At 37.3% G+C, this 19,036-nt stretch carries 20 protein-coding genes; all 20 read right to left on the reverse strand.

All coding sequences use genetic code 11. The features are described from left to right. Positions 1-33: 33 nt before the first annotated feature. A complete protein-coding gene (locus tag I5435_RS21700) occupies positions 34-1,857 on the reverse strand; it encodes an IucA/IucC family protein (protein WP_337982955.1) in 1,824 nt (607 codons plus the stop codon). Continuing rightward, positions 1,854-3,071 (reverse strand): type III PLP-dependent enzyme, encoded by a 1,218-nt coding sequence (locus I5435_RS21705; protein ID WP_337982956.1) that lies wholly within the window; start codon positions 3,069-3,071, stop codon positions 1,854-1,856. Before I5435_RS21705 ends, I5435_RS21700 begins: the two co-directional genes overlap by 4 nt. Continuing rightward, positions 3,064-3,846 (reverse strand): HpcH/HpaI aldolase family protein, encoded by a 783-nt coding sequence (locus I5435_RS21710; protein ID WP_337982957.1) that lies wholly within the window; start codon positions 3,844-3,846, stop codon positions 3,064-3,066. The genes I5435_RS21705 and I5435_RS21710 overlap by 8 nt, the downstream gene beginning before the upstream one ends. After that, entirely contained in the window at positions 3,833-5,626 is a 1,794-nt protein-coding gene (locus I5435_RS21715) for an IucA/IucC family protein (protein WP_337982958.1), read from the reverse strand. Before I5435_RS21715 ends, I5435_RS21710 begins: the two co-directional genes overlap by 14 nt. Next, a complete protein-coding gene (locus I5435_RS21720) occupies positions 5,592-7,286 on the reverse strand; it encodes an IucA/IucC family protein (protein WP_337982959.1) in 1,695 nt (564 codons plus the stop codon). Before I5435_RS21720 ends, I5435_RS21715 begins: the two co-directional genes overlap by 35 nt. Further along, positions 7,276-8,688: an MFS transporter gene (locus I5435_RS21725; RefSeq protein ID WP_337982960.1), complete on the reverse strand. Its 1,413-nt coding sequence runs from the start codon at positions 8,686-8,688 to the stop codon at positions 7,276-7,278. The genes I5435_RS21720 and I5435_RS21725 overlap by 11 nt, the downstream gene beginning before the upstream one ends. Then, positions 8,682-10,037 carry a diaminobutyrate--2-oxoglutarate transaminase gene (locus I5435_RS21730; RefSeq protein WP_337982961.1) on the reverse strand — a complete coding sequence of 452 codons (1,356 nt, stop codon included), beginning with the start codon at positions 10,035-10,037 and terminating at the stop codon, positions 8,682-8,684. Before I5435_RS21730 ends, I5435_RS21725 begins: the two co-directional genes overlap by 7 nt. A gap of 4 nt (positions 10,038-10,041) precedes the next feature. Further along, on the reverse strand, positions 10,042-11,046 hold the full coding sequence (locus tag I5435_RS21735) for an ATP-grasp domain-containing protein (RefSeq protein WP_337982962.1): 1,005 nt from the start codon (positions 11,044-11,046) through the stop codon (positions 10,042-10,044). Between the two features lie 299 nt (positions 11,047-11,345). Further along, positions 11,346-12,122, reverse strand: a complete 777-nt coding sequence (locus I5435_RS21740) for an IucA/IucC family C-terminal-domain containing protein (RefSeq protein ID WP_337982963.1) — start codon at positions 12,120-12,122, stop codon at positions 11,346-11,348. Positions 12,123-12,137: 15 nt separating this feature from the next. Next, on the reverse strand, positions 12,138-12,944 hold the full coding sequence (locus I5435_RS21745) for an ABC transporter ATP-binding protein (protein ID WP_024364028.1): 807 nt from the start codon (positions 12,942-12,944) through the stop codon (positions 12,138-12,140). A gap of 86 nt (positions 12,945-13,030) precedes the next feature. After that, entirely contained in the window at positions 13,031-14,071 is a 1,041-nt protein-coding gene (locus I5435_RS21750; RefSeq protein ID WP_024364029.1) for a FecCD family ABC transporter permease, read from the reverse strand. Continuing rightward, the gene (locus tag I5435_RS21755) at positions 14,064-15,080 is read right to left on the reverse strand and encodes a FecCD family ABC transporter permease (protein ID WP_024364030.1); all 1,017 of its coding nucleotides are present in this window, start codon (positions 15,078-15,080) and stop codon (positions 14,064-14,066) included. Before I5435_RS21755 ends, I5435_RS21750 begins: the two co-directional genes overlap by 8 nt. A 175-nt stretch (positions 15,081-15,255) precedes the next feature. Continuing rightward, positions 15,256-16,230, reverse strand: coding sequence for an ABC transporter substrate-binding protein (locus I5435_RS21760; protein ID WP_038510681.1), 975 nt, complete (start codon positions 16,228-16,230; stop codon positions 15,256-15,258). A 608-nt stretch (positions 16,231-16,838) separates the two neighbouring features. After that, positions 16,839-17,717 carry a phosphoenolpyruvate carboxykinase (ATP) gene (locus tag I5435_RS21765; RefSeq protein ID WP_025220807.1) on the reverse strand — a complete coding sequence of 293 codons (879 nt, stop codon included), beginning with the start codon at positions 17,715-17,717 and terminating at the stop codon, positions 16,839-16,841. Beyond that, positions 17,718-17,966, reverse strand: a complete 249-nt coding sequence (locus I5435_RS21770) for a hypothetical protein (protein ID WP_024364034.1) — start codon at positions 17,964-17,966, stop codon at positions 17,718-17,720. It lies immediately after the preceding gene. A 280-nt stretch (positions 17,967-18,246) separates the two neighbouring features. Then, entirely contained in the window at positions 18,247-18,372 is a 126-nt protein-coding gene (locus tag I5435_RS21775; RefSeq protein WP_255702601.1) for a hypothetical protein, read from the reverse strand. 32 nt (positions 18,373-18,404) lie between these two features. Continuing rightward, entirely contained in the window at positions 18,405-18,530 is a 126-nt protein-coding gene (locus I5435_RS21780; protein WP_255702601.1) for a hypothetical protein, read from the reverse strand. A 32-nt stretch (positions 18,531-18,562) separates the two neighbouring features. Further along, entirely contained in the window at positions 18,563-18,688 is a 126-nt protein-coding gene (locus tag I5435_RS21785; RefSeq protein ID WP_255702602.1) for a hypothetical protein, read from the reverse strand. Between the two features lie 32 nt (positions 18,689-18,720). Then, on the reverse strand, positions 18,721-18,846 hold the full coding sequence (locus I5435_RS21790) for a hypothetical protein (RefSeq protein ID WP_255702601.1): 126 nt from the start codon (positions 18,844-18,846) through the stop codon (positions 18,721-18,723). 32 nt (positions 18,847-18,878) lie between these two features. Further along, positions 18,879-19,004: a hypothetical protein gene (locus tag I5435_RS21795; protein ID WP_255702602.1), complete on the reverse strand. Its 126-nt coding sequence runs from the start codon at positions 19,002-19,004 to the stop codon at positions 18,879-18,881. Positions 19,005-19,036 lie beyond the last annotated feature (32 nt).

Here is a 19,036-nt window from a genome sequence, read left to right on the forward strand (position 1 = left end):
AACCTCAACCAATTTTCAGCAATATAATGCACTTTATAAATTCCAAAATGGATTATACCCTTGCCCTTTTCCAGAAGGCATCGCTCCTGGCACACCATCCGCCTCTAACAGCGGTCGAATAATCAGTTTTACTGGCCATTGTTTTTGCTCAAATAAAACTTTCCATAACCTTACTTTATCTGCTGCTGGAATATCAACAACTGTTACAGCCTTCATTAACGCCTGCTTCGTCGTATACCATAAAGTTCGCTCAGAAATAGAATATACTTGTGCAAGTGCCTCCATAATGGAAGCTAAATTTACTTGTGTCCCTAATGATTGAATATAAAAAATCAGCTTCTCCACACTTTCATTATATAAGCTGTTGGAATAACCTGGTCGAATATAATATTGCGGATCTTGAATATGATGGCGTTCTAAATAAGGCATATGAAGACGAACTGAGTCATGGTCTCTGAACAATAAACGATGGATTTGATTATTCTTTAATACCAGACAGCAATTTTGACCATGTATTTCAGGCAAAACCCCTACTTTAAATAATCTCATGGCAATTTCATAAAACATCGTTACCATTTCTGTATAAAAATCTATTACTTGCTGTTTTGTTAAAGTTTGGCCGAAGAGTTCATCTAAATAATGATGACCTTTTAAATTTACAGCTAAAGATGACATCGGAATGATTTTATAGTTCGCATCTAAAAGCTGCTTTGGATAAATGCGTATTTGCGCCGCTAGATGACGGGGATGGTCATCAAACAGCCCCATCGTTTCAGGCATATACCCCCACCAATTTTGTTCCTCACACAAAATAACCTTTTCCGTTAATATAGGGTCGCAAGAAATGGCTTGTCGCAGCAACTTTTCACCTGCTAGACCATTTAACAACTTAACAACAGGCAAATATCTCGATGCACCTAAAGAAAGTACACTTACTGGTAGTTTTAGCATCCTGCTAGACGGTTGATTAAATGCTAAAGAACGTAAGGATGAAGTCGCACATAAATCGCCTGCTTTTGCTGTTAATATAACAATCGTTCCATCGGCTAGTTCCTGCTCAAAATCTTTTAAAATAATGTTTTGTAACTGCCATGGATGCACAGGCATCATCGTGTACTCACTTTGCCGTAAACCTCGTCGTTCAAATTCTTGCGCTATCTCATACTTTTGTTTTTCGTCAAGTAAATCAAAACATTGGATGGGTGTTTGCTCATTCCCTTTTACTACCACATCATGACGAATGGCGACCCAACGAAGTGAGATGGGTTGACCAAATTCCGCCATATATTGTTGATAATCTTGCGCTGAAAATCCAATTTTAGCTTTCGCAAGCGGATGAAATGGCCGATCTCGAAACGAAGCAATCAGCTCTCCTTTGACATGCCATTGGTATGGTGTTTGAGGAGCCGATGCATCATAATTATTCATTTGTTCTATACTCAATGTTAATTGCTCAACAGCTACTAGTAGCCCCTTTAAAAAATCTGCCACTGCTGGATGCTGATAGGCTTTGGCAGAGAGACTAGTCTGCAAAATGGATTTGGCAAGCTCTTCAATTGACACGATTAACTGCCACTGTCCAGCCACTTGTCGATAAATAGGAGAATGACGCACCCATTGCTCACCCTGCTTATAGCTTTTTTCAACAAGAAAACAAAAGTTTCCTATGTAGACCTCTACTTCATGCGAATGGTAATGGGCAAATAAAGCACTTATTTCTTTCGCTGCATCTTGAAGAGATTGCTTTGAATACGTATCCCCGTCAAAGAACTGCTCGACTAAAAATGCATCCATTAAGTCCATCTTAATAATTTCTGTAGCTCTTTCTCTTGCTGATACACTTTGCTGTACAATCATTGAATATGGCCTCCTTGGATATAATAAAATGCTGGATGAGGATGACCCAGAAAATCATGATGTGAAATTGTCCAACAATATGCACCTGATTTTTCAAAGATGACAATATCACCTACACGAACGGAAGACATAAAAGCATCTGTGTGCAATCGATCCTTTGGCGTGCATAATTCCCCAACTAGATGGACCTTCTTATTGTGCAAGCTAGGTCGTTGGAATGGATATGTCCACGTTTCACTAGCATAAAGCTGAAATGGTTGATTATGTCCCCATGAGGCTGGCAATCTATTATGATGTGTGCCACCTCTTACAACGGCAAAATACTGTTGATGGGACTGTTTAATATCTAGTATTTCTGTAGCATAAAAGCCATAATCAGCAACAAGAAATCTCCCTGGCTCAAAAAAGAGTTGGATGCCATTTAAATCCTGCAAAATATCACTAGCTTGTAATAAGGACATAAATTGTTGCCAGTCAAAAGATGGTTCTTCATTTTCATTATAGGAAACACCAAATCCACCTCCGGCATTCAGTACTTGCACATCTAATTGATACAAGCGTTGCCAGTCAAGTGCTTTTTGCACATAAAGTCGTACCATTTCTACATGCAATGATGCATGCACATTATTCGATAATGAGTGGAAATGGAAACCTTTAATTTGTACAAGCTGTAGTGGGTCTTGTCGTACAAGTGCCACCGCTTGTTGAATATCTGACTCGTCCAAGCCAAATAGACTCGCAGTACCTCCCATCGTAATTTTTGTTTCAGGAAGTGCATTTGTACGTAAATTTATGCGTAATAAAATATCGACCTTTTTATTTAACTTTTGTGCGAGCATTTGAATACGTCGTAATTCTAATAAACTTTCAACATGAATATATGAGACCTTTTGGCGTATAGCCATCTCCAATTCGGCATCCTTTTTTCCAGGTCCGCCAAATAAGATTGGTACATCCTCAGACACTGCACGCACATTTACTAATTCTCCGATAGAAGCAACTTCAAAGCCACGAACATATGGTAAAAGGGCCTTAATGATTCGTTGATCAGGATTTGCTTTAATCGCATAAAACAAAAATATTTGCTTTGGCAAAGTTTCAAGCATTCGGTTTACATGTGCTTGAATACCATCTAAGTCGTAAATATAAGCACAAACAGGCGCTGTTTTATTAGTATTTAATGACTGAATAACAGCTAGTAACGAATCACTCATATTGGCCTCCTGTTATATTTTGATAGTCCATTTTCTTTTGTCGATATGCTCGAAACGCTGTATTTCGGTCATCCCCTAACACAAAGATGCGTACACCTTTGTCAGCATATCGTCGATGCTGATGCATCTCTCTTGAAACAGTCGCATACGGTATATGGCATGTTTTTACAATGTCATATAACGCTTCGATCGCATTCTGCACTTGGGGATGTTCAATTTGCCAAGGTACGGCTAATGATTGCGATAAATCTGCCGCTCCTTCCAAAACAAATCCGATTTGTGGTAGTGATAAAATATCCTTACAATTACGAATGCCTTCTATGCTTTCAATCATTGGAATCATCATAATTTCTTCATTGGCTGCAGCAATATACTCAGTTAAAGGTTCTTTGGCAAAAGCTGCAGGGCGGCCACTATTCAAACTTCGATGCCCAATCGGATGATAATAACTATACTCAATAACCTGTTTGACTTGCTCTTTGCAACTTACATGTGGAATGACAATACCCTGTGCCCCACAATCCAATACTTTTAAGATTGAAGTACGATCTATTTCTGCAATTCTTACAAGTGGGGTTATCTCGAGTAGCTCTGCAGCACGAATCATATTTTCCAATATTTCTAAATCAATTGTCGTGTGCTCTAAATCAATAATGACAAAATCAAATTCAGCGTGACCAATTAATTCAATTACACTTGGATGAGGAATCGAAACAAATAACCCATATACCGTTTGATGACGTTTTATTTTATCCTTCAAGTTATTTCTCTTCATTTTTCAAAAACTCCAATGCCTGTAGTAAAGGATTTTGAGCCTTTCTAAAATACAATGTTTGATCACCATAAATACGTCTTTTTGTCATTTCCTCGATTAAAGCATCCGCTGCAAATAAATCAAACGTTTGAAAACGGTCTTTATATTGAGGATGTTGTTGCTGATAAGCTAAAATAACTTCCGTACAGGTGCGCCAAAAATCCTCTTCCCGCAATCCAAACTCCTCAAGCGTAAAACAAAGTTCAGTCATACAGATAAAGAAGAAAGCATCGAATGTATAATCTCTAACTTCTGAAACTTTAGCTGTTTTTAAAAATGAATACCGATTAAATTGTCGATGTGTGGCTGGCTCTGGATTTAACTTTGGCTCCCATTCCGGATGAAGGAGCTCTGAAGAACAAAACCTCACACCATCATGTAAGTCCTTAATAATGATTCGATGCGGAAAATTATTTTTTAATACGAGAATAATATTTTGCGCATGAGATTCTAACGCAATTCCGTGGACATAGAGTAAATGAACAATTGGCGTTACAAGCGTTTCGATTAAGGCTCGGCTCCATTTTTCTACCCCATACAATGCAATCGCCTGCTGAATAAACGCCTCGCCATTTTTTTGCTTATGCATCAATGCATTTAATGGCCACGCTTGTTCATCCTCTTGCAAATATTGTGCAATATTTTCCCGATGGATGACGCCTAATGTTCCATAAGCCACTGCATATTGCATAACAGATAATTTTTGATAGCGGAAAGATACCCCGATTGTCTCTTTTAAAATTTCAAACTGGCAATTTTTCAAGTATTCATCACTTTTAATAATTCGATCTAGCCAAGCGCTAATAATAGGCGCATTTTGTGTCGTATGATGCGCTAAAATACGGCTAGTAGATGTATTTGTAATGCTAAGAGGTAATTTTAAATAACTCGCTTGTGCACTATGGCGATTTGATAACGAGCGAATGGATTGCTGTGATCGATATGAGCTTTCCGATTTCCCTAATATAATAATCGTCTTATCAGCGATTTGTGGGTAAAATACGGTCGCTATAATATGTTCAAATTGCCACGGATGAACGGGGAGAAAAACATAAGCTTGTTCATCTTCATCTATTTGCGCTCGTAATTGTTGTGTAAAATGTGCTAACTCCTCTGGCTGTAAATGATGCTGATACATTTCATTGATTGCAGTTGGTTCTAATACGGCAATATCTACAAAATGCCGACGAACAGCAAGCCAAGTTAACGCTATATCCTGATTAAATTCAGGACCATACAAATGATTATCTGCCAAAGTAAAACCAACTCGGGATTTATAGCTTGGATGATACGGATGACCATCAATCATGTGGCTTTCCAACGCCTCATAGTGCAAATCCTCTGCCGGTATAGACGGTGGCTGATTGCTCTTTGCCTGACTATCCTTCACAAAGGTCTCCAATAACTCCTGAACAAATGTCTTTGTATGCTGACCGTCTAACGTCTGCTGAACGACTTCTTCCAGAAAAGTATAGATACTTACATTGGTATCTCCGTCTCTTTGAATGGAATTCGGTTTCACTTTCACTCGACCGAATGACCATTTTTCTACTACTTCACATGTATAAAGGACCGTCTCTCCTTGAACATTTTGTCCTTGGAAGCTATAATGTTTTCCATTTTTCGTTACTGGAATAATTTCTTCAAAAAGCAATGCCTCTAATGTTTGGCACTTCAATCTCTCCTGTACTGTCTTATAGGATGCTTCACTTACTGGCATGAAAGCTGTCATCAATTTCATACAATTCATTCCCCTTATACAAAGCATTTTTAACTGCAACATATTCTGGTGTTTCACTTTTGCCAACTAAACAGCTATACAAATTTTTCTTAGCATAAAATACAGCTGTCGTTAACAGATGGGCTACTAGCTCATTCTGTGTTTGTTCCCATTCTTCAAGTAGCATTTCTCGTACAATGTGCCAAAAATGGGCTTCACTTAACTGAAAATCTCTTGCAAGCGCATGTATAAATGACCCTAGATGATTTACCATGAAATAATATTTTGTCCTTGACCACGCCTGTTCTTTTTCATAAAACAAGGGTCCCTGTGCTTGTCTATGTGTAGCTACTTTTTCTTGTTCGATACTTACGCCTTCTAAATCCCGTATCCAAAAAATATGTGGTTTACCATCCCGAAGCGTTATAAGCGTATTTTGTAAATGCGCTTCAAAGTGAATGCCCTTTTTATCCGCGAGTCTAACAATTGGCAATAAAGAAATCGTTATATATTGTCGGAACCATTGCTCTACATTCTGTCCTTTCAACCATTCATAAAGTCGACAAGGCTTCCCTTGAATGGGCGCTTCTACTAAACTAGCAACAACATAGGTTGATTTTTCGTCTAGCACCATTGGTCGATAAGCCATCGTAAATAAAGCTGTTAATGCTTCCTCCTCAAAACGGCACGTACAGACACCTGTTTCATAAAGAACCTTTGTATAGTGCTCTTCTACAAAACAATCATGTGCTAACAAATAATGCGCCGCATCTAGAGTTCTTGTCATTTGCTCCTGGCTATTAACCCTAAGCATATTGGTAATTTGAATTGACAGAGACAACTTCAAATTACATTTAAATTGTGGAATATAGACTGTTCGAACAGATGATGTTGGATAACAAACAGGACCGCTACTTCCCAAAAATCTTATTTTTTGTTGTCTTTCAAATTCTTGCACTGCCTCTAATGTTTGCACATAAGCATATTGCCAAGGATGCATCGGCAATATGCGATAATTATCATCATCAAATTTTAATTGCTGGCGAATATCGTATTCAAACTTTTGCAAAAATTCATGCGCTGCACTTTCAGTAACCCACGTTTCTTGAAAGATGTCATATCGAACAGCAAGGTAACAAAGCGGAAATGAAGTACGTAATTCTGGGCAATAGGTCGCTACTTCCTGTGATGTAAAGCCCACCGTGTTTTTGGGATATGGATGGAAAGGATGACCATATAGGAGTGATTGTTCAGAAGACAAGTAGTCGTTAATAAGGCTGCTTGTCGCATGTTTCAAAAATACAGCCATGTTTTGATAACTATTTTCCACTCTAGCTATAAAATTTTGTACATGGTCATGTGTGATGGCTTTATTGTGTTGCAAGTATTCCTGAACAATTAATGAAGCAAGGAAGGTCAAGGTTAAAGCTTGGCCATTTTGCAAGGAAAAATATGCATATTCATGCTCACCATTCGGCGAATAAAAAGTAAACTTGCCAATAATCGTTTCGTGACTTGCTTGAAAATGTAGAGAAAATGTATGATCCTGCCTATTAACCTTCAATAGCTTTCTTTGATCTTCACAGCATTCTCGCAAATAACAATTTAACAACACTTTACAACTATAAATAGCGGCTTGCTTTTCATGATGACTTTGCAAAGCTCCTTCTTTAATGAACACCAATGTCAACTCTCTTTCTTGTTATATATAATACAAAAGGAACAGTAACCAACATGATGCTCCCTAAAATCACACATTCTTCTTTGATTGCCATCCATTTTGCGTCTGCTACAGAAAGACCTGCATTTATTAACATGCTCCATCTGAAGTCATAATAAATCGTTAATAACATGACTGCAAACGACGAAGAAAAGCGTTCAATCGTACTAGCTAAAGCTGAGCCTTCGTGTAACTCCTCTTGTGAAAGTGTATGAAGACCAATTGTTGTGACAGTCATATTCGAAAGACCTCCGCCTATCCCCCTGCCAATCATCAACAAAATCAATACGAATATGGATACAGACTTTGGTAAAAAGGAAAAGGATATAATAGATATGGCGACAATCACGATGCCGACTACTATAAAATTTTTAGATTTCCCTTTATCCATCCAATGTCCTCCCAACCACATAAACAAACTTGTAAAAATGGCTGTCGGAATGAACATCGCACCTACCGCGGAAGACGGGAGTTGATATACTTCCTGAAATAGTAGTGGCAATACAAAAACTGCCCCAAGCATCACGACATCTTGTATTGCAGCAATTAGCACTGTGATGGCGAAAATTGTTTTGCGTTGTAATAACTTATAATTTAATAGCGGCTCGATTTTCTTATTTTCTAACTGAATAAATCGAATTAATAAAAGCAAACCACCTACTAGCATCATGACTACTAGCCACGTAGGAAGAACCTGCTTTAAAAACAGTTGAATGCTGACACTTAGCATTAAAATACTTAGTACCATGTAAAAAATGCCAAACAAATCTATCTCTTTTTTGCGCATAACTTGATATGAATTAATTTGAGTAGCACATAGACATAACGATACGATGGCAAAAGGAACATTCAGCCAAAATAGATATTGTAATTGACCAAATTGAATAATAAGCCCTCCAACAGTTGGACCAATAATAGACGCTACTGTTAGCTGTATTCCCCAAATCCCCGCCACTCGTCCATGGACTTCTTTCTCGTAAACATCAAACAATAAACTAAGGGATAGTGGAATCATGATGCCACCTGCAATGCCATGAAGACTGCGGACAATCAACACCACTTGAACATATTGATCGAATAATCCACCTATGATAGAAGAAAGTCCGTATATTGCAACACCCGCAATATACGCCCTTTTCCTACCTAAGCGGTCTACGACTAATGGTGTAAGAGGCATAGTAATGGTCATTGACAATAGATATGCCAAAATGACCCAACCTGCCGAACTTGCACTAATGCCATATAGCTGCATAAAGCTCGGTAATAAAATATTAAAGGAACTATTTGTAAGTACGAGTGAAAAGGCAGCGATAAAAACGGCAAGTAAGGCTGAATGTTTCTTCATAGCTTGAATGTTTAACATAATGCATACAGCTCAACCGCTTGTTGTACAGACTCGGCAAATATATCTAATACTTTTTCAGTTTCAGTTTTATTGATGATAAGAGGTGGTAAAAATCTTAGTACTGCCCCCTTACGTCCACCCACTTCAATAATTAATCCATTTTCAAAGCACTTTTTCTGAATCATAGCGGCTAATTCGCCATCTGGAGGATAGTGTCCAAGACGATCGAACGACTTATTAGGATTAACAATTTCTACACCTATCATTAATCCTCTTCCACGCACATCGCCAATTTCACTGTACAATCGTCGCAATTGTTGCAACCCTTCAAAAAATTGAGCACTTCTTTCTTCAACATTTTGCAATACACGCTGTTCGCGCACATATTTTAATGTTGCTAATCCCGTTGCCATTGCTAATTGATTTCCTCGGAAAGTGCCTGTATGCGCACCTGCCTGCCATTGATCTAAAGCTTCCTGATAAATGACGACAGACATTGGCAAACTACCACCAATCGCTTTTGAGCATATAATTACATCTGGAATAATGCCCGCATGCTCAAATGAAAACATCTTCCCAGTCCTCCCTATCCCTGCTTGTACTTCGTCAATAATTAATGGGATATTTCGTTCTGCAGTTATTTTTCGCAATTGCTGTAGCCAAATTACATCCGCTGGAATAACACCTCCCTCTCCTTGCACCGTTTCTACAATTACACAGCATGGATTAGCTACACCACTTTCACAATCATCCAATAAATGTTCGATATATTGTGCACTAATCGTTGCAGTCATACCATTTCCCACACCAAATGGGCATCTAAATTCATAGGGGAAAGGTAGAAAATGTACATCTGGCAGTAAGCTTTGCAAATGCTGTTTTTTAGATAGATTACCGCTCATGGACATAGTTGCTTGTGTGGAGCCATGATATCCCCCTTGAAAAGCTAAAATAGATTTGCCTTTTGTAGCATGTTTCACTAATTTAATAGCCGCTTCGACCGCATCTGCGCCAGTCGGGCCACAAAATTGTATTTTTGCGGTATGTTTCATTTCCGCTGGCAATGCCGAGAAGATTTCTTTCATAAACTCTATTTTTAACGGTGTTGCTAAATCTAATGTATGAAGTGGTATTTGTTGATCCAATACTTCCCTGATAGCTGCTATGATGACATCATGATTATGCCCTAAGGCCAATGTACCCGCTCCAGCTAAACAATCATAATACTGTTTGCCTGCTACATCTGTCACAACCACACCTTGTGCTTTTTGTAAAATAAATGGGAAATGTCGCGAATATGCTCGTGCATTTGATTCACGCTCCCTTTGAAACAACAAATATTCTTCTTGAACATTCTCTGTTGCCATGTTGTCACTGCTCCTTTTCTATTTCTAATAGATAGGTTAAATATGATTGAGCTGCATTTTTAGTACTCTTTGCAAAATAATTAGAGGGGTCCACCAAATCTGGCAAGGCATTTACTTCTAAAATGACGCCATTTGTTTGATCTAACGGTTTATCAATATGTAAACATCGAATGTCGATGCCTGCCACGTCAATTTGCAATGCTTTGGCTGCACGAATCGCCATCTCAATATTTTCAGGACAAATATCTGCTGTGCGATCTGTTATAACATCATAAAAGTCCGTTACTAACATATTGTCATCCACAAATAACTCTACTTGTTGACCCTTTACTAAAACATCATCAAGCGTAAGCCCATTCCGATGTAATATATTTTGCAAGTCTATCGATTCCGCTTCGATTGCTTGATCATTTTCAGGCTCAAGCGTGTTTTTTTTCAATTGCTTATCTTTTAAATTCTCTAGCAATTGACGAATAGTCGAATAGCCGTCACCTTCTATAAAAGCTGATCGATATTCTAAAACACCAATCATCTCACCATCTATTACTAACACGCGATAATCATGTCCAACTACATATCTTTGAAGCATAATCTTTTGACTATATTGTTTAGCAACTATCACTGCTTGCTCTAATTGCTCTAGCGTTTTAATGCCAATGGTTACACCTAAACTACATTTAGCATTAATAGGTTTCACTACAACCGTTTTATTCTTTGTTAAAAATTGAATAGCTGGTTCTCCAACTTCCTCTACGATAAGCGTATCGGTAATAGGTAGTTTATTTCTTGCTAATAATTTGTTTGTTGCTTCCTTATTTTGTGCTAACAATCCGCTTATCAACAACAACTGATGAGACCTTGATTTATTGATAATAACTGTTTTGTCTTTATAAGTTAGCTCTAAAAAATCCTCACAATCTGCAAGTAATGGTGTACAAACTATGCCCATTTCCTTTGCTTTCTGTATAATGATTTGATTTTGTAAATTGCTTATTTGCTGTTGTGTCAAACCTACTCCTCCCACGGGAAAATAATTGAGAACGATTATCATTATCAATTATATGATAACAATGTATGCTTCAATTTACAAGTTAATGTTAAAAAATAATCCACAATTTAGGAGGGGAAAGAAAACTCTTACTATTAATGCATGGTTAAATTCAAGGAATTTGGGGATTACAACGCTTACTTGCTATAATTAATGCACGGGCACAAGGTGGCATTTTTCTTGTGCCTTAGCATCAATTATCGACTTTTAAAGAAAGGAAAGTTTCATTCACTCTACAATAGAGCCGAAAACCATTTATTTTACGTTGGCATTTTGGGGCATGATATACAATAATCATGTTCTTCTTCAGAGGTTAAATAATAATAACAGCAAGTTTTACGTAGTCTTATAGGCTTGTCGGTGCCTCTAGTCATAACCTTTGGCGTATTATATCGCGTAAACGGATTTTTACGTTCGCCAAAAATTTCACCTGGAGCTTCCGTCATAATGTACTGATAGTCTTCTTCTAAAAAGGCGATTTCCCTTTCACTTGCCCCTTGGCGAAATTGCGTTTCATAAAACCAGTGCACATACATAGCCGCATGCTCCCATAAAACCGCTTTTGAAACTTTAGCTGTAGTCGACAGCGCCTTCCATACCTTTGTTATATTATCCGCAAATAACGATTGGAGGATTTGATCTCTCCATTCCGCTCTGCTTATGGGTAGAAACACTTGTGCATCAACCAATGCTATTTTTGGGAGCCATAAATCTTCCTGATAGCTTGACTCCACACGAACATTGTCAATCGACGCATTTATCCCCTTTTGGAGCATCGACATAGCAAACAGAGGTGCCGCCATTGTTAATACGCTATAGCGCTTTCCGAATAAAGAAGCTGTAGTGATTAAAGAAGTAGAATTAAAAATTGGCGAAATGGTTTGTAGATATTGACGACAGTGCTCTCCACACAGCAAATTCTTGGATGAAATTGAATAGGGCGAAGCAGGCAAATTTGTCTCCGTAAAACGATAGTTCTCTGTTAGAATAGCAATATCTGTCGGCGTTAGTCGGTTATCATTCGGTACATTTACCATAAAAGTTCCTCCTGCTTAGGCTCTAAGACAGCACTTGATGCCCTTTCCATGCGGTACACATAAAGGTGTGCCAAAAAGAGGATCGTTCATAATCGTGCAACCCATGCCAAATACATCCTTCACTAAATCAATTGTTATAATATCCTCTGGCCTTCCTTGTGCATAAATTTTTTTATCGCGCACTGCCACGATATGATGGGCATAACGACAAGCTAAATTTAAGTCATGCAAAACCATAACAACCGTACGATTTTCTTTGCTATTTAAATCGAACAATAAATCTAAAATTTCTACTTGGTGTGCCATATCTAAGTAAGTCGTTGGCTCATCCAATAAAATCAAGTCTGTCTTTTGTGCCAATGTCATTGCAATCCATGCCCGCTGGCGTTGACCTCCAGATAATGCATTGACAGGGCTATTCGCAAATGATGTCATCTGTGTTGCTTCCAATGCTTGATTGACAATCTGCTCGTCTTCTTTTGACCATTGCTTGATCCAGCTTTGATGCGGGTACCGACCTTGTTTAATCAATTGTAAAACTGTTAATCCTTCAGGCGCTATTGGTCCTTGTGGCAATATCGCTAATCGTTTCGCAACTGCTTTTGTCGATAAATCTCGTATTTTTTCACCGTCTAATAATACATGTCCATCTTTCGGTTTAATTAGGCGTGCAAATGTCCGTAATAATGTTGATTTGCCACAGCCATTTGCACCAACTAAAACTGTAATTTTCCCCTTTGGTATTTGTAAATGTAAATCCTCAAGTATGTTGGCATTCCCATAGGTAACTGTTAATGCATTCGCCTCTAGTACATTATTCAAAATTGTTACACCTCTTTCTCATATTGTACTGCTACATAAGAATCTATATATAAATGTTCCTTATGTATCGTTCATTTCTAAACGTGTTATGAATGTTGATTTCTTGTACGGAACAGTAAATAAATAAAAAATGGCGCACCAATTGCAGCAGTAAATACACCTGCTGGTAAATCTTTTGGCAAAAATAGTGTACGACCAACAATGTCTGCAAAAATTACGATAATGGCTCCGACCATTGCAGAAATCGGAATAAGTGCGGCAAATGAACGGCCTACCAGCATTCTACTAATATGAGGTGCTACTAATCCGACGAATGCTATTCCTCCTACAAAGGCAACGGCTGTGCCAGCTAACATAACACTAATCAACAAGAACAATACTCGGTAAACTTGTACTTTAACTCCTACACCTACTGCAACATCATCACCTAATTCTTTTACATTAATGACTCTTGCCATGACAAAAGTGAAGATACTTAAAACAATCACCCATGGGAGTAATAAGTAAACATCCTGCATATTGGCCCCATACAAACTACCTGTAAGCCATATGTAAGCTCTTGTTGTGCGTACTTCTTCACCCATGACAATTAGCATTGTCACTATCCCTTTCGTAAGTGCCGAAATCCCAATACCGATTAACACCATTCGTATAGGTGTGACACCCTTATTCCAAGACAAGAGATAGATAATAGCCGATACTACTCCCGCTCCTATAATGGCTGCTAATGGTAAGTAGTGTATGCTCACCGTTGCATACGTAAGAAATAACATTGCACCTACTGATGCACCACTTGTTACACCTATAATATCCGGTGCAGCTAAAGGATTTCGAATAATGCCCTGTAATATTAACCCTGATACAGCAAGCGCCATCCCAACTAGCACGGCAAGCAATACTCTAGGAAGTCGTAACGTTTGGATTGTAAATAGATATTCACCTGTACCGTAGCCAAACAATTCCTTTAGTACAGTCACTGGATGTATAAAATCACTCCCTACCGAAAGCGCAAGCATAATCATGCCGCATAGCAATATACAAAGAAGGATAGTAACCATTGCTACTTTTTTTGATAGTTGAAAAGATATTTTATTTGATTTCGTTCTTACCGTTATATAATTATGCATTTTTCGCTAACCCCCTTCGCGCTATATAAATGAAGAAGGGTGCACCAATAAATGCTGTCATAACACCGATGGGCATTTCTAACGGCATAATCACAAAGCGAGCTGCAATATCTGCCAACAGTAATAATGTTGAACCAATGACTGCACTAAACGGAATTATCCAGCGATAATCTGTACCTACTAAGCCCATCGCCATATGAGGCACGATTAAGCCGATAAAGCCAATGGAGCCAGCAACTGCGACTGATCCCCCAGCAAGCAAGATAACAATAATACCCATAACAACCTTTGTTAAAATCGTGCGTTGCCCTAAGCCTTTCGCAATATCATCTCCTGACTGCAAAATATTGATGGAACGCCCCATTAAAAAGGCCACACTGCTACCTATTACGATGAATGGTAATACAGGTAATAACATATTCAAATCTCTCCCTGAAACAGAACCCGCAAGCCAAAAAAGCACACTTTGTATGCCCTGCTCATCGATCACCAACAATCCCTGTGTAAATGAGACAAATAATGCCGAAATAGCAGCACCCGCTAGCACAATTTTGATTGGCGTTAAGCCGTCTCTTCCTAAAGACCCTAAGAAAAACACAAGAACACCCGCAACACCAGCTCCTAAAAAAGCAACCCACATATAATGGATTAACGAGTCCATAGAAAAAAATGTAATAGCACAAACAATAAAAAATAATGCGCCTGCGTTAACACCTAAAATATCTGGTGCGGCTAAAGGATTTCTCGTCAAAGCACGCATTAAAGCCCCTGCTATTGCAAGACTTGCTCCAACTACAGTAGCAACTACAGCTCTAGTGAAACGAGATGTCCGAATGATTACATGCTCCGCATTTGATGCATCATAGTTGAAAAAAGCATCATACACTAATCGAAATGGAATTGATGTTTGACCAAGAGCTACACTTAACATAAATGCCACTATCAGCAACACACAACAAATAATAAAGACACTTTTTTTCATTGAGGTACTGGTAAGCAAATTTTGCATTGAACTCCTACTTTCTTAACCTTATTTATGTCTTTTTCTAGCCACCTCTTGCATCTTCCCATATACAATAGATGAAGCATTATTTAGAAATGAAGGGGCTCATCGCTTTAGAGCCCCCTTTTTGATGCAAAGAATAGCATTCCTTGCGATACCTTAATCGACTATATCTGCTTTCTTACTTTTCTAGCTCAAATCTGTCATAAATATCATCCAACATAATATGTGCACTTAAAATACCACCTGCAAAATTCCAGTACACCTCTTCCACACGATATACTTGGTCATTTTTAACCGCTTCAAGCTCTTTCCATAATGGATGGCTTGTCCATTCTTCTAATGTTTTTTTCGTTGCTTCATCTTCGATATAAAACATATAAATGACATCTGCATCCATTTGCGGAATGCTTTCTTTATCTGTAAACCTTAAAACGATAGGTAGCGGATTTTCCGTTATATTTTTTGGTCCTTTAAAGCCAAGCTCTGTTAAAATTTCACCTGCATAACCGGCTGGATAAACACGTGCGTGGTCAGCTCTAAAATTGACAACCGAAGCACTAATTGGCCATTTATCCCCTAGCTTATCTTTAATTTTTGTTTGGAAATCAGCTACACGACTTTCCCATTCTGCAAGTAATTCTTTTGCTTTATCTTCTTTACCAGTCGATTCTCCGATTAAATTGATTGTCCCTTTAAAATCAAATACATCTTGATGAACAACTGTCGGTGCGATTTGTGATAATTGTTCATAAATTTCCTCATGACGATTTTTCGAAGCAATAATTAAATCCGGCTGAAGTTTTGCAATTTCCTCTAAGTTAGGCTGTGTTTCTTCCCCTAAAAGAGGAATACCTTCTAAGTCCTTTTGTAAATATTCATAATATGGTGTATCTGCCCAAGATTCTACAACTCCTACAGGTTTGATGCCCATCGCTACAGCAACATCCGTAGCACCTTGATAAAGCGTAACGATTTTCGTAGGTGTCCCTTCGATTGTTGTTGTACCCAAGGAATGTGTAACTTCTCGACTGCTATTTTCAGTACTACTTTCTTGCGTTGTATTATTGTCATCCGCATTCGAAGCATCTTCAGATTCCTTATTTCCACATCCGACTAACACCAATGCAAATAACAACACTAAAAACATGACCATCTTTCTAAAACTTATAAATTTAATAGAGTTCACTATAATTTTCCTCCAATCAAATAATTAAATAACCGATAATGATAATCATTATCATTATAATTATGTAAAGCATGAATTTCAATATATTTTTAGAATAATTAGGATGTTTATTTTTTCCTTTTGTATGTATTATTGAAAAATCGTAATGAATAAAGGCATAAAAATTAGTAGCCGAAGAAAAACAGACATGTTTCTCTCCAGCTACTTTTATTGTCCTTTTCCTATACATCATTGCTATGTTGCCAAAAGCTGCACACAATAGATAACCCCATAAATAGGAAGTGCGATAGATGTAAGAAAATACATCAACATTTCACCTTTAGTAAGCTTTCGTTTCCACTTCGTTAATTTAAGTTGTCGTCTGTAAATAAAACTAGAAAGTAAGATTATCAAAAAAGTGATATCTTTTATATTCTCTATAAAGAGATGCATCTCTTCCTCTCCCTTCGTTTTACAAAAGGCTCTATCTATTTTATTTAATGACTACATAGCCAAAAAAAGAATCATCTATAAATTTAGATTAAAAAAAGAGCATTGGGATTTTTATTATCCAATGCTTTACATATTTAACCTATTTAACTTAAGCATTTATCCTCAATGCTTCGTAAAATTTGAGCGCTCACATTAAGGTCGCGAATATTCAATCTCATAGAGGTAGTATTTAAGTTCTTAAAGATCTTTAATACTGTTTTAAAAGGGTTATCAGCTAAACAAGCCTGATTACTAATTAACTCAAAAAAATCATATGGCTTATCTATTAATTCCGTATGCTTATCTACAAAAAATATTGAATCAATTTTACTGACATTCTCATAATAATTCCAACCAGGAACATCGCTAATATGAATTAACTCTGTCGTTAAACCCGTTTCCTCGATATGAAACGTTGGCATTTCACTAGGAATTTTTTCAACTATCTGTTTAAACTTATCTTCATAATACTCTTTTGTTGTATTTCTAAGGCCTATCGGTTTTTTAAAAGGCAGAATCTCTCCTGTTTCATTATCAATAACTAATAAATCATCACTAATTAAACGATGACCATATTCCAATAATTCCATTATTAATGTCGTCTTACCTGAGCGACTAGGGCCAAAAATAGCAATTGTTTTATTATTAACCCTAATTGCACACCCATGAAAAAATGAATACTTATTTCTAAAGAAGGGTACTGTAATGGGCGGGAGAAATGTTGCCTCTTCAACCCATTTTTCAAGTGAATTTTCATCTGGTCCATGAAGAATGACTAGTTTATCATTTGATAACATATCACTGACCATAATGTTATAAGAAGAGCGATTCTCAATTTTAATATAATAAGCAATTGATGTTGTAGTATCGTTATCTACGTACTCTCTATAAATATATGCTAATTGCTTCAATAAATACGAATCATTACTCTCTATATTTATTACATCACCGAAAAAGTTAAAATTTATCTTTAAACGCTCCACTCACGCATCACTCTCTAACATATTTTCAAAGTTCTTAATTGTTACCTCAACTTGCTGTTCAAACTCACTTAAATCGCCTTCAGGAATAGAGTATTCTTTCATTAGCTTATTTTTGATGTCTACAAGTGATGTTCCGTTAATATGCATTTTAATGATTGAAGATGCTGTTTCATTTAAAAAAACTGGATCTTTCCCATCAATATCTACTACCGCTGTATTGCCAGTTTCAATATACTCATAGTTTTTCATCTTAATCCCTCACTTTTTGGTATTAGGCTGTGTTATACGTATCTCTTTAGGCTGGTTGAATATTTTTGCCCCATACTAAAATCAACTTTTAACACAGCCCCTTCTTAATAACATTAATTTCTTGTAAGCTCCCCATGGTGACCACTACTATTGCTTGCATATAGAGAAGATTCAATTGACGACATCCTATTATCAAACTTTTTGACTGATAAAGCTTTTATCTTAGGACAAATCCATTTCTTCATCTGATCACCTCTTCAAATCAACTTAATTATAAAAATTAGTTACGTGTCAGTTCCCCACGGTGTCCACCGCTTGCATATAATGCTGATTCGATTGATAAAATTTTATTATCGAATTTTGTGATTTGTAATGCGTCCATTTTTGGGCTAATCCATTTTTTCATCTGTCTTCACCTCCTTATATTTTTGCTGGCTATTAGTTACGTGTAAGCTCCCCACGGTGTCCACCGCTTGCATATAATGCTGATTCGATTGATAAAATTTTATTATCAAATTTTGTAATTTGTAATGCGTCCATTTTTGGGCTAATCCATTTTTTCATCTGTCTTCACCTCCTTATATTTTTGCGAGCTATTAGTTACGTGTCAGTTCTCCACGGTGTCCACTGCTTGCGTATAATGCTGATTCGATTGATAAAATTTTATTATCAAATTTTGTAATTTGTAATGCGTCCATTTTTGGGCTAATCCACTTTTTCATCTATGTTCACCTCCTTATATTTTTGCTAGCTATTAGTTACGTGTAAGCTCCCCACGGTGTCCACCGCTTGCATATAATGCTGATTCGATTGATAAAATTTTATTATCAAATTTTGTGATTTGTAATGCGTCCATTTTTGGGCTAATCCACTTTTTCATCTGTCTTCACCTCCTTATATTTTTGCGAGCTATTAGTTACGTGTCAGTTCTCCACGGTGTCCACTGCTTGCGTATAATGCTGATTCGATTGATAAAATTTTATTATCAAATTTTGTGATTTGTAATGCGTCCATTTTTGGGCTAATCCATTTTTTCATCTGTCTTCACCTCCTTTAATAGTGCTAATTGA

The organism is Lysinibacillus sp. C5.1 (genome assembly GCF_016350185.1).
GTDB classification, from domain to species: Bacteria; Bacillota; Bacilli; order Bacillales_A; family Planococcaceae; genus Lysinibacillus; species Lysinibacillus sphaericus.

Excerpts from the sequence above, each read along its gene's own strand:
- I5435_RS21700 (WP_337982955.1), bottom strand. The coding sequence starts at position 1,857 with ATGATTGTACAGCAAAGTGTATCAGCAAGAGAAAGAGCTACAGAAATT.
- I5435_RS21705 (WP_337982956.1), bottom strand. The coding sequence starts at position 3,071 with ATGAGTGATTCGTTACTAGCTGTTATTCAGTCATTAAATACTAATAAA.
- I5435_RS21710 (WP_337982957.1), bottom strand. The coding sequence starts at position 3,846 with ATGAAGAGAAATAACTTGAAGGATAAAATAAAACGTCATCAAACGGTA.
- I5435_RS21715 (WP_337982958.1), bottom strand. The coding sequence starts at position 5,626 with ATGAAATTGATGACAGCTTTCATGCCAGTAAGTGAAGCATCCTATAAG.
- I5435_RS21725 (WP_337982960.1), bottom strand. The coding sequence starts at position 8,688 with ATGTTAAACATTCAAGCTATGAAGAAACATTCAGCCTTACTTGCCGTT.
- I5435_RS21730 (WP_337982961.1), bottom strand. The coding sequence starts at position 10,037 with ATGGCAACAGAGAATGTTCAAGAAGAATATTTGTTGTTTCAAAGGGAG.
- I5435_RS21740 (WP_337982963.1), bottom strand. The coding sequence starts at position 12,122 with ATGGTAAATGTACCGAATGATAACCGACTAACGCCGACAGATATTGCT.
- I5435_RS21750 (WP_024364029.1), bottom strand. The coding sequence starts at position 14,071 with ATGCATAATTATATAACGGTAAGAACGAAATCAAATAAAATATCTTTT.
- I5435_RS21755 (WP_024364030.1), bottom strand. The coding sequence starts at position 15,080 with ATGCAAAATTTGCTTACCAGTACCTCAATGAAAAAAAGTGTCTTTATT.
- I5435_RS21760 (WP_038510681.1), bottom strand. The coding sequence starts at position 16,230 with ATGGTCATGTTTTTAGTGTTGTTATTTGCATTGGTGTTAGTCGGATGT.
- I5435_RS21770 (WP_024364034.1), bottom strand. The coding sequence starts at position 17,966 with ATGAAAAACTATGAGTATATTGAAACTGGCAATACAGCGGTAGTAGAT.
- I5435_RS21775 (WP_255702601.1), bottom strand. The coding sequence starts at position 18,372 with ATGAAAAAATGGATTAGCCCAAAAATGGACGCATTACAAATCACAAAA.
- I5435_RS21780 (WP_255702601.1), bottom strand. The coding sequence starts at position 18,530 with ATGAAAAAATGGATTAGCCCAAAAATGGACGCATTACAAATTACAAAA.
- I5435_RS21785 (WP_255702602.1), bottom strand. The coding sequence starts at position 18,688 with ATGAAAAAGTGGATTAGCCCAAAAATGGACGCATTACAAATTACAAAA.
- I5435_RS21790 (WP_255702601.1), bottom strand. The coding sequence starts at position 18,846 with ATGAAAAAGTGGATTAGCCCAAAAATGGACGCATTACAAATCACAAAA.
- I5435_RS21795 (WP_255702602.1), bottom strand. The coding sequence starts at position 19,004 with ATGAAAAAATGGATTAGCCCAAAAATGGACGCATTACAAATCACAAAA.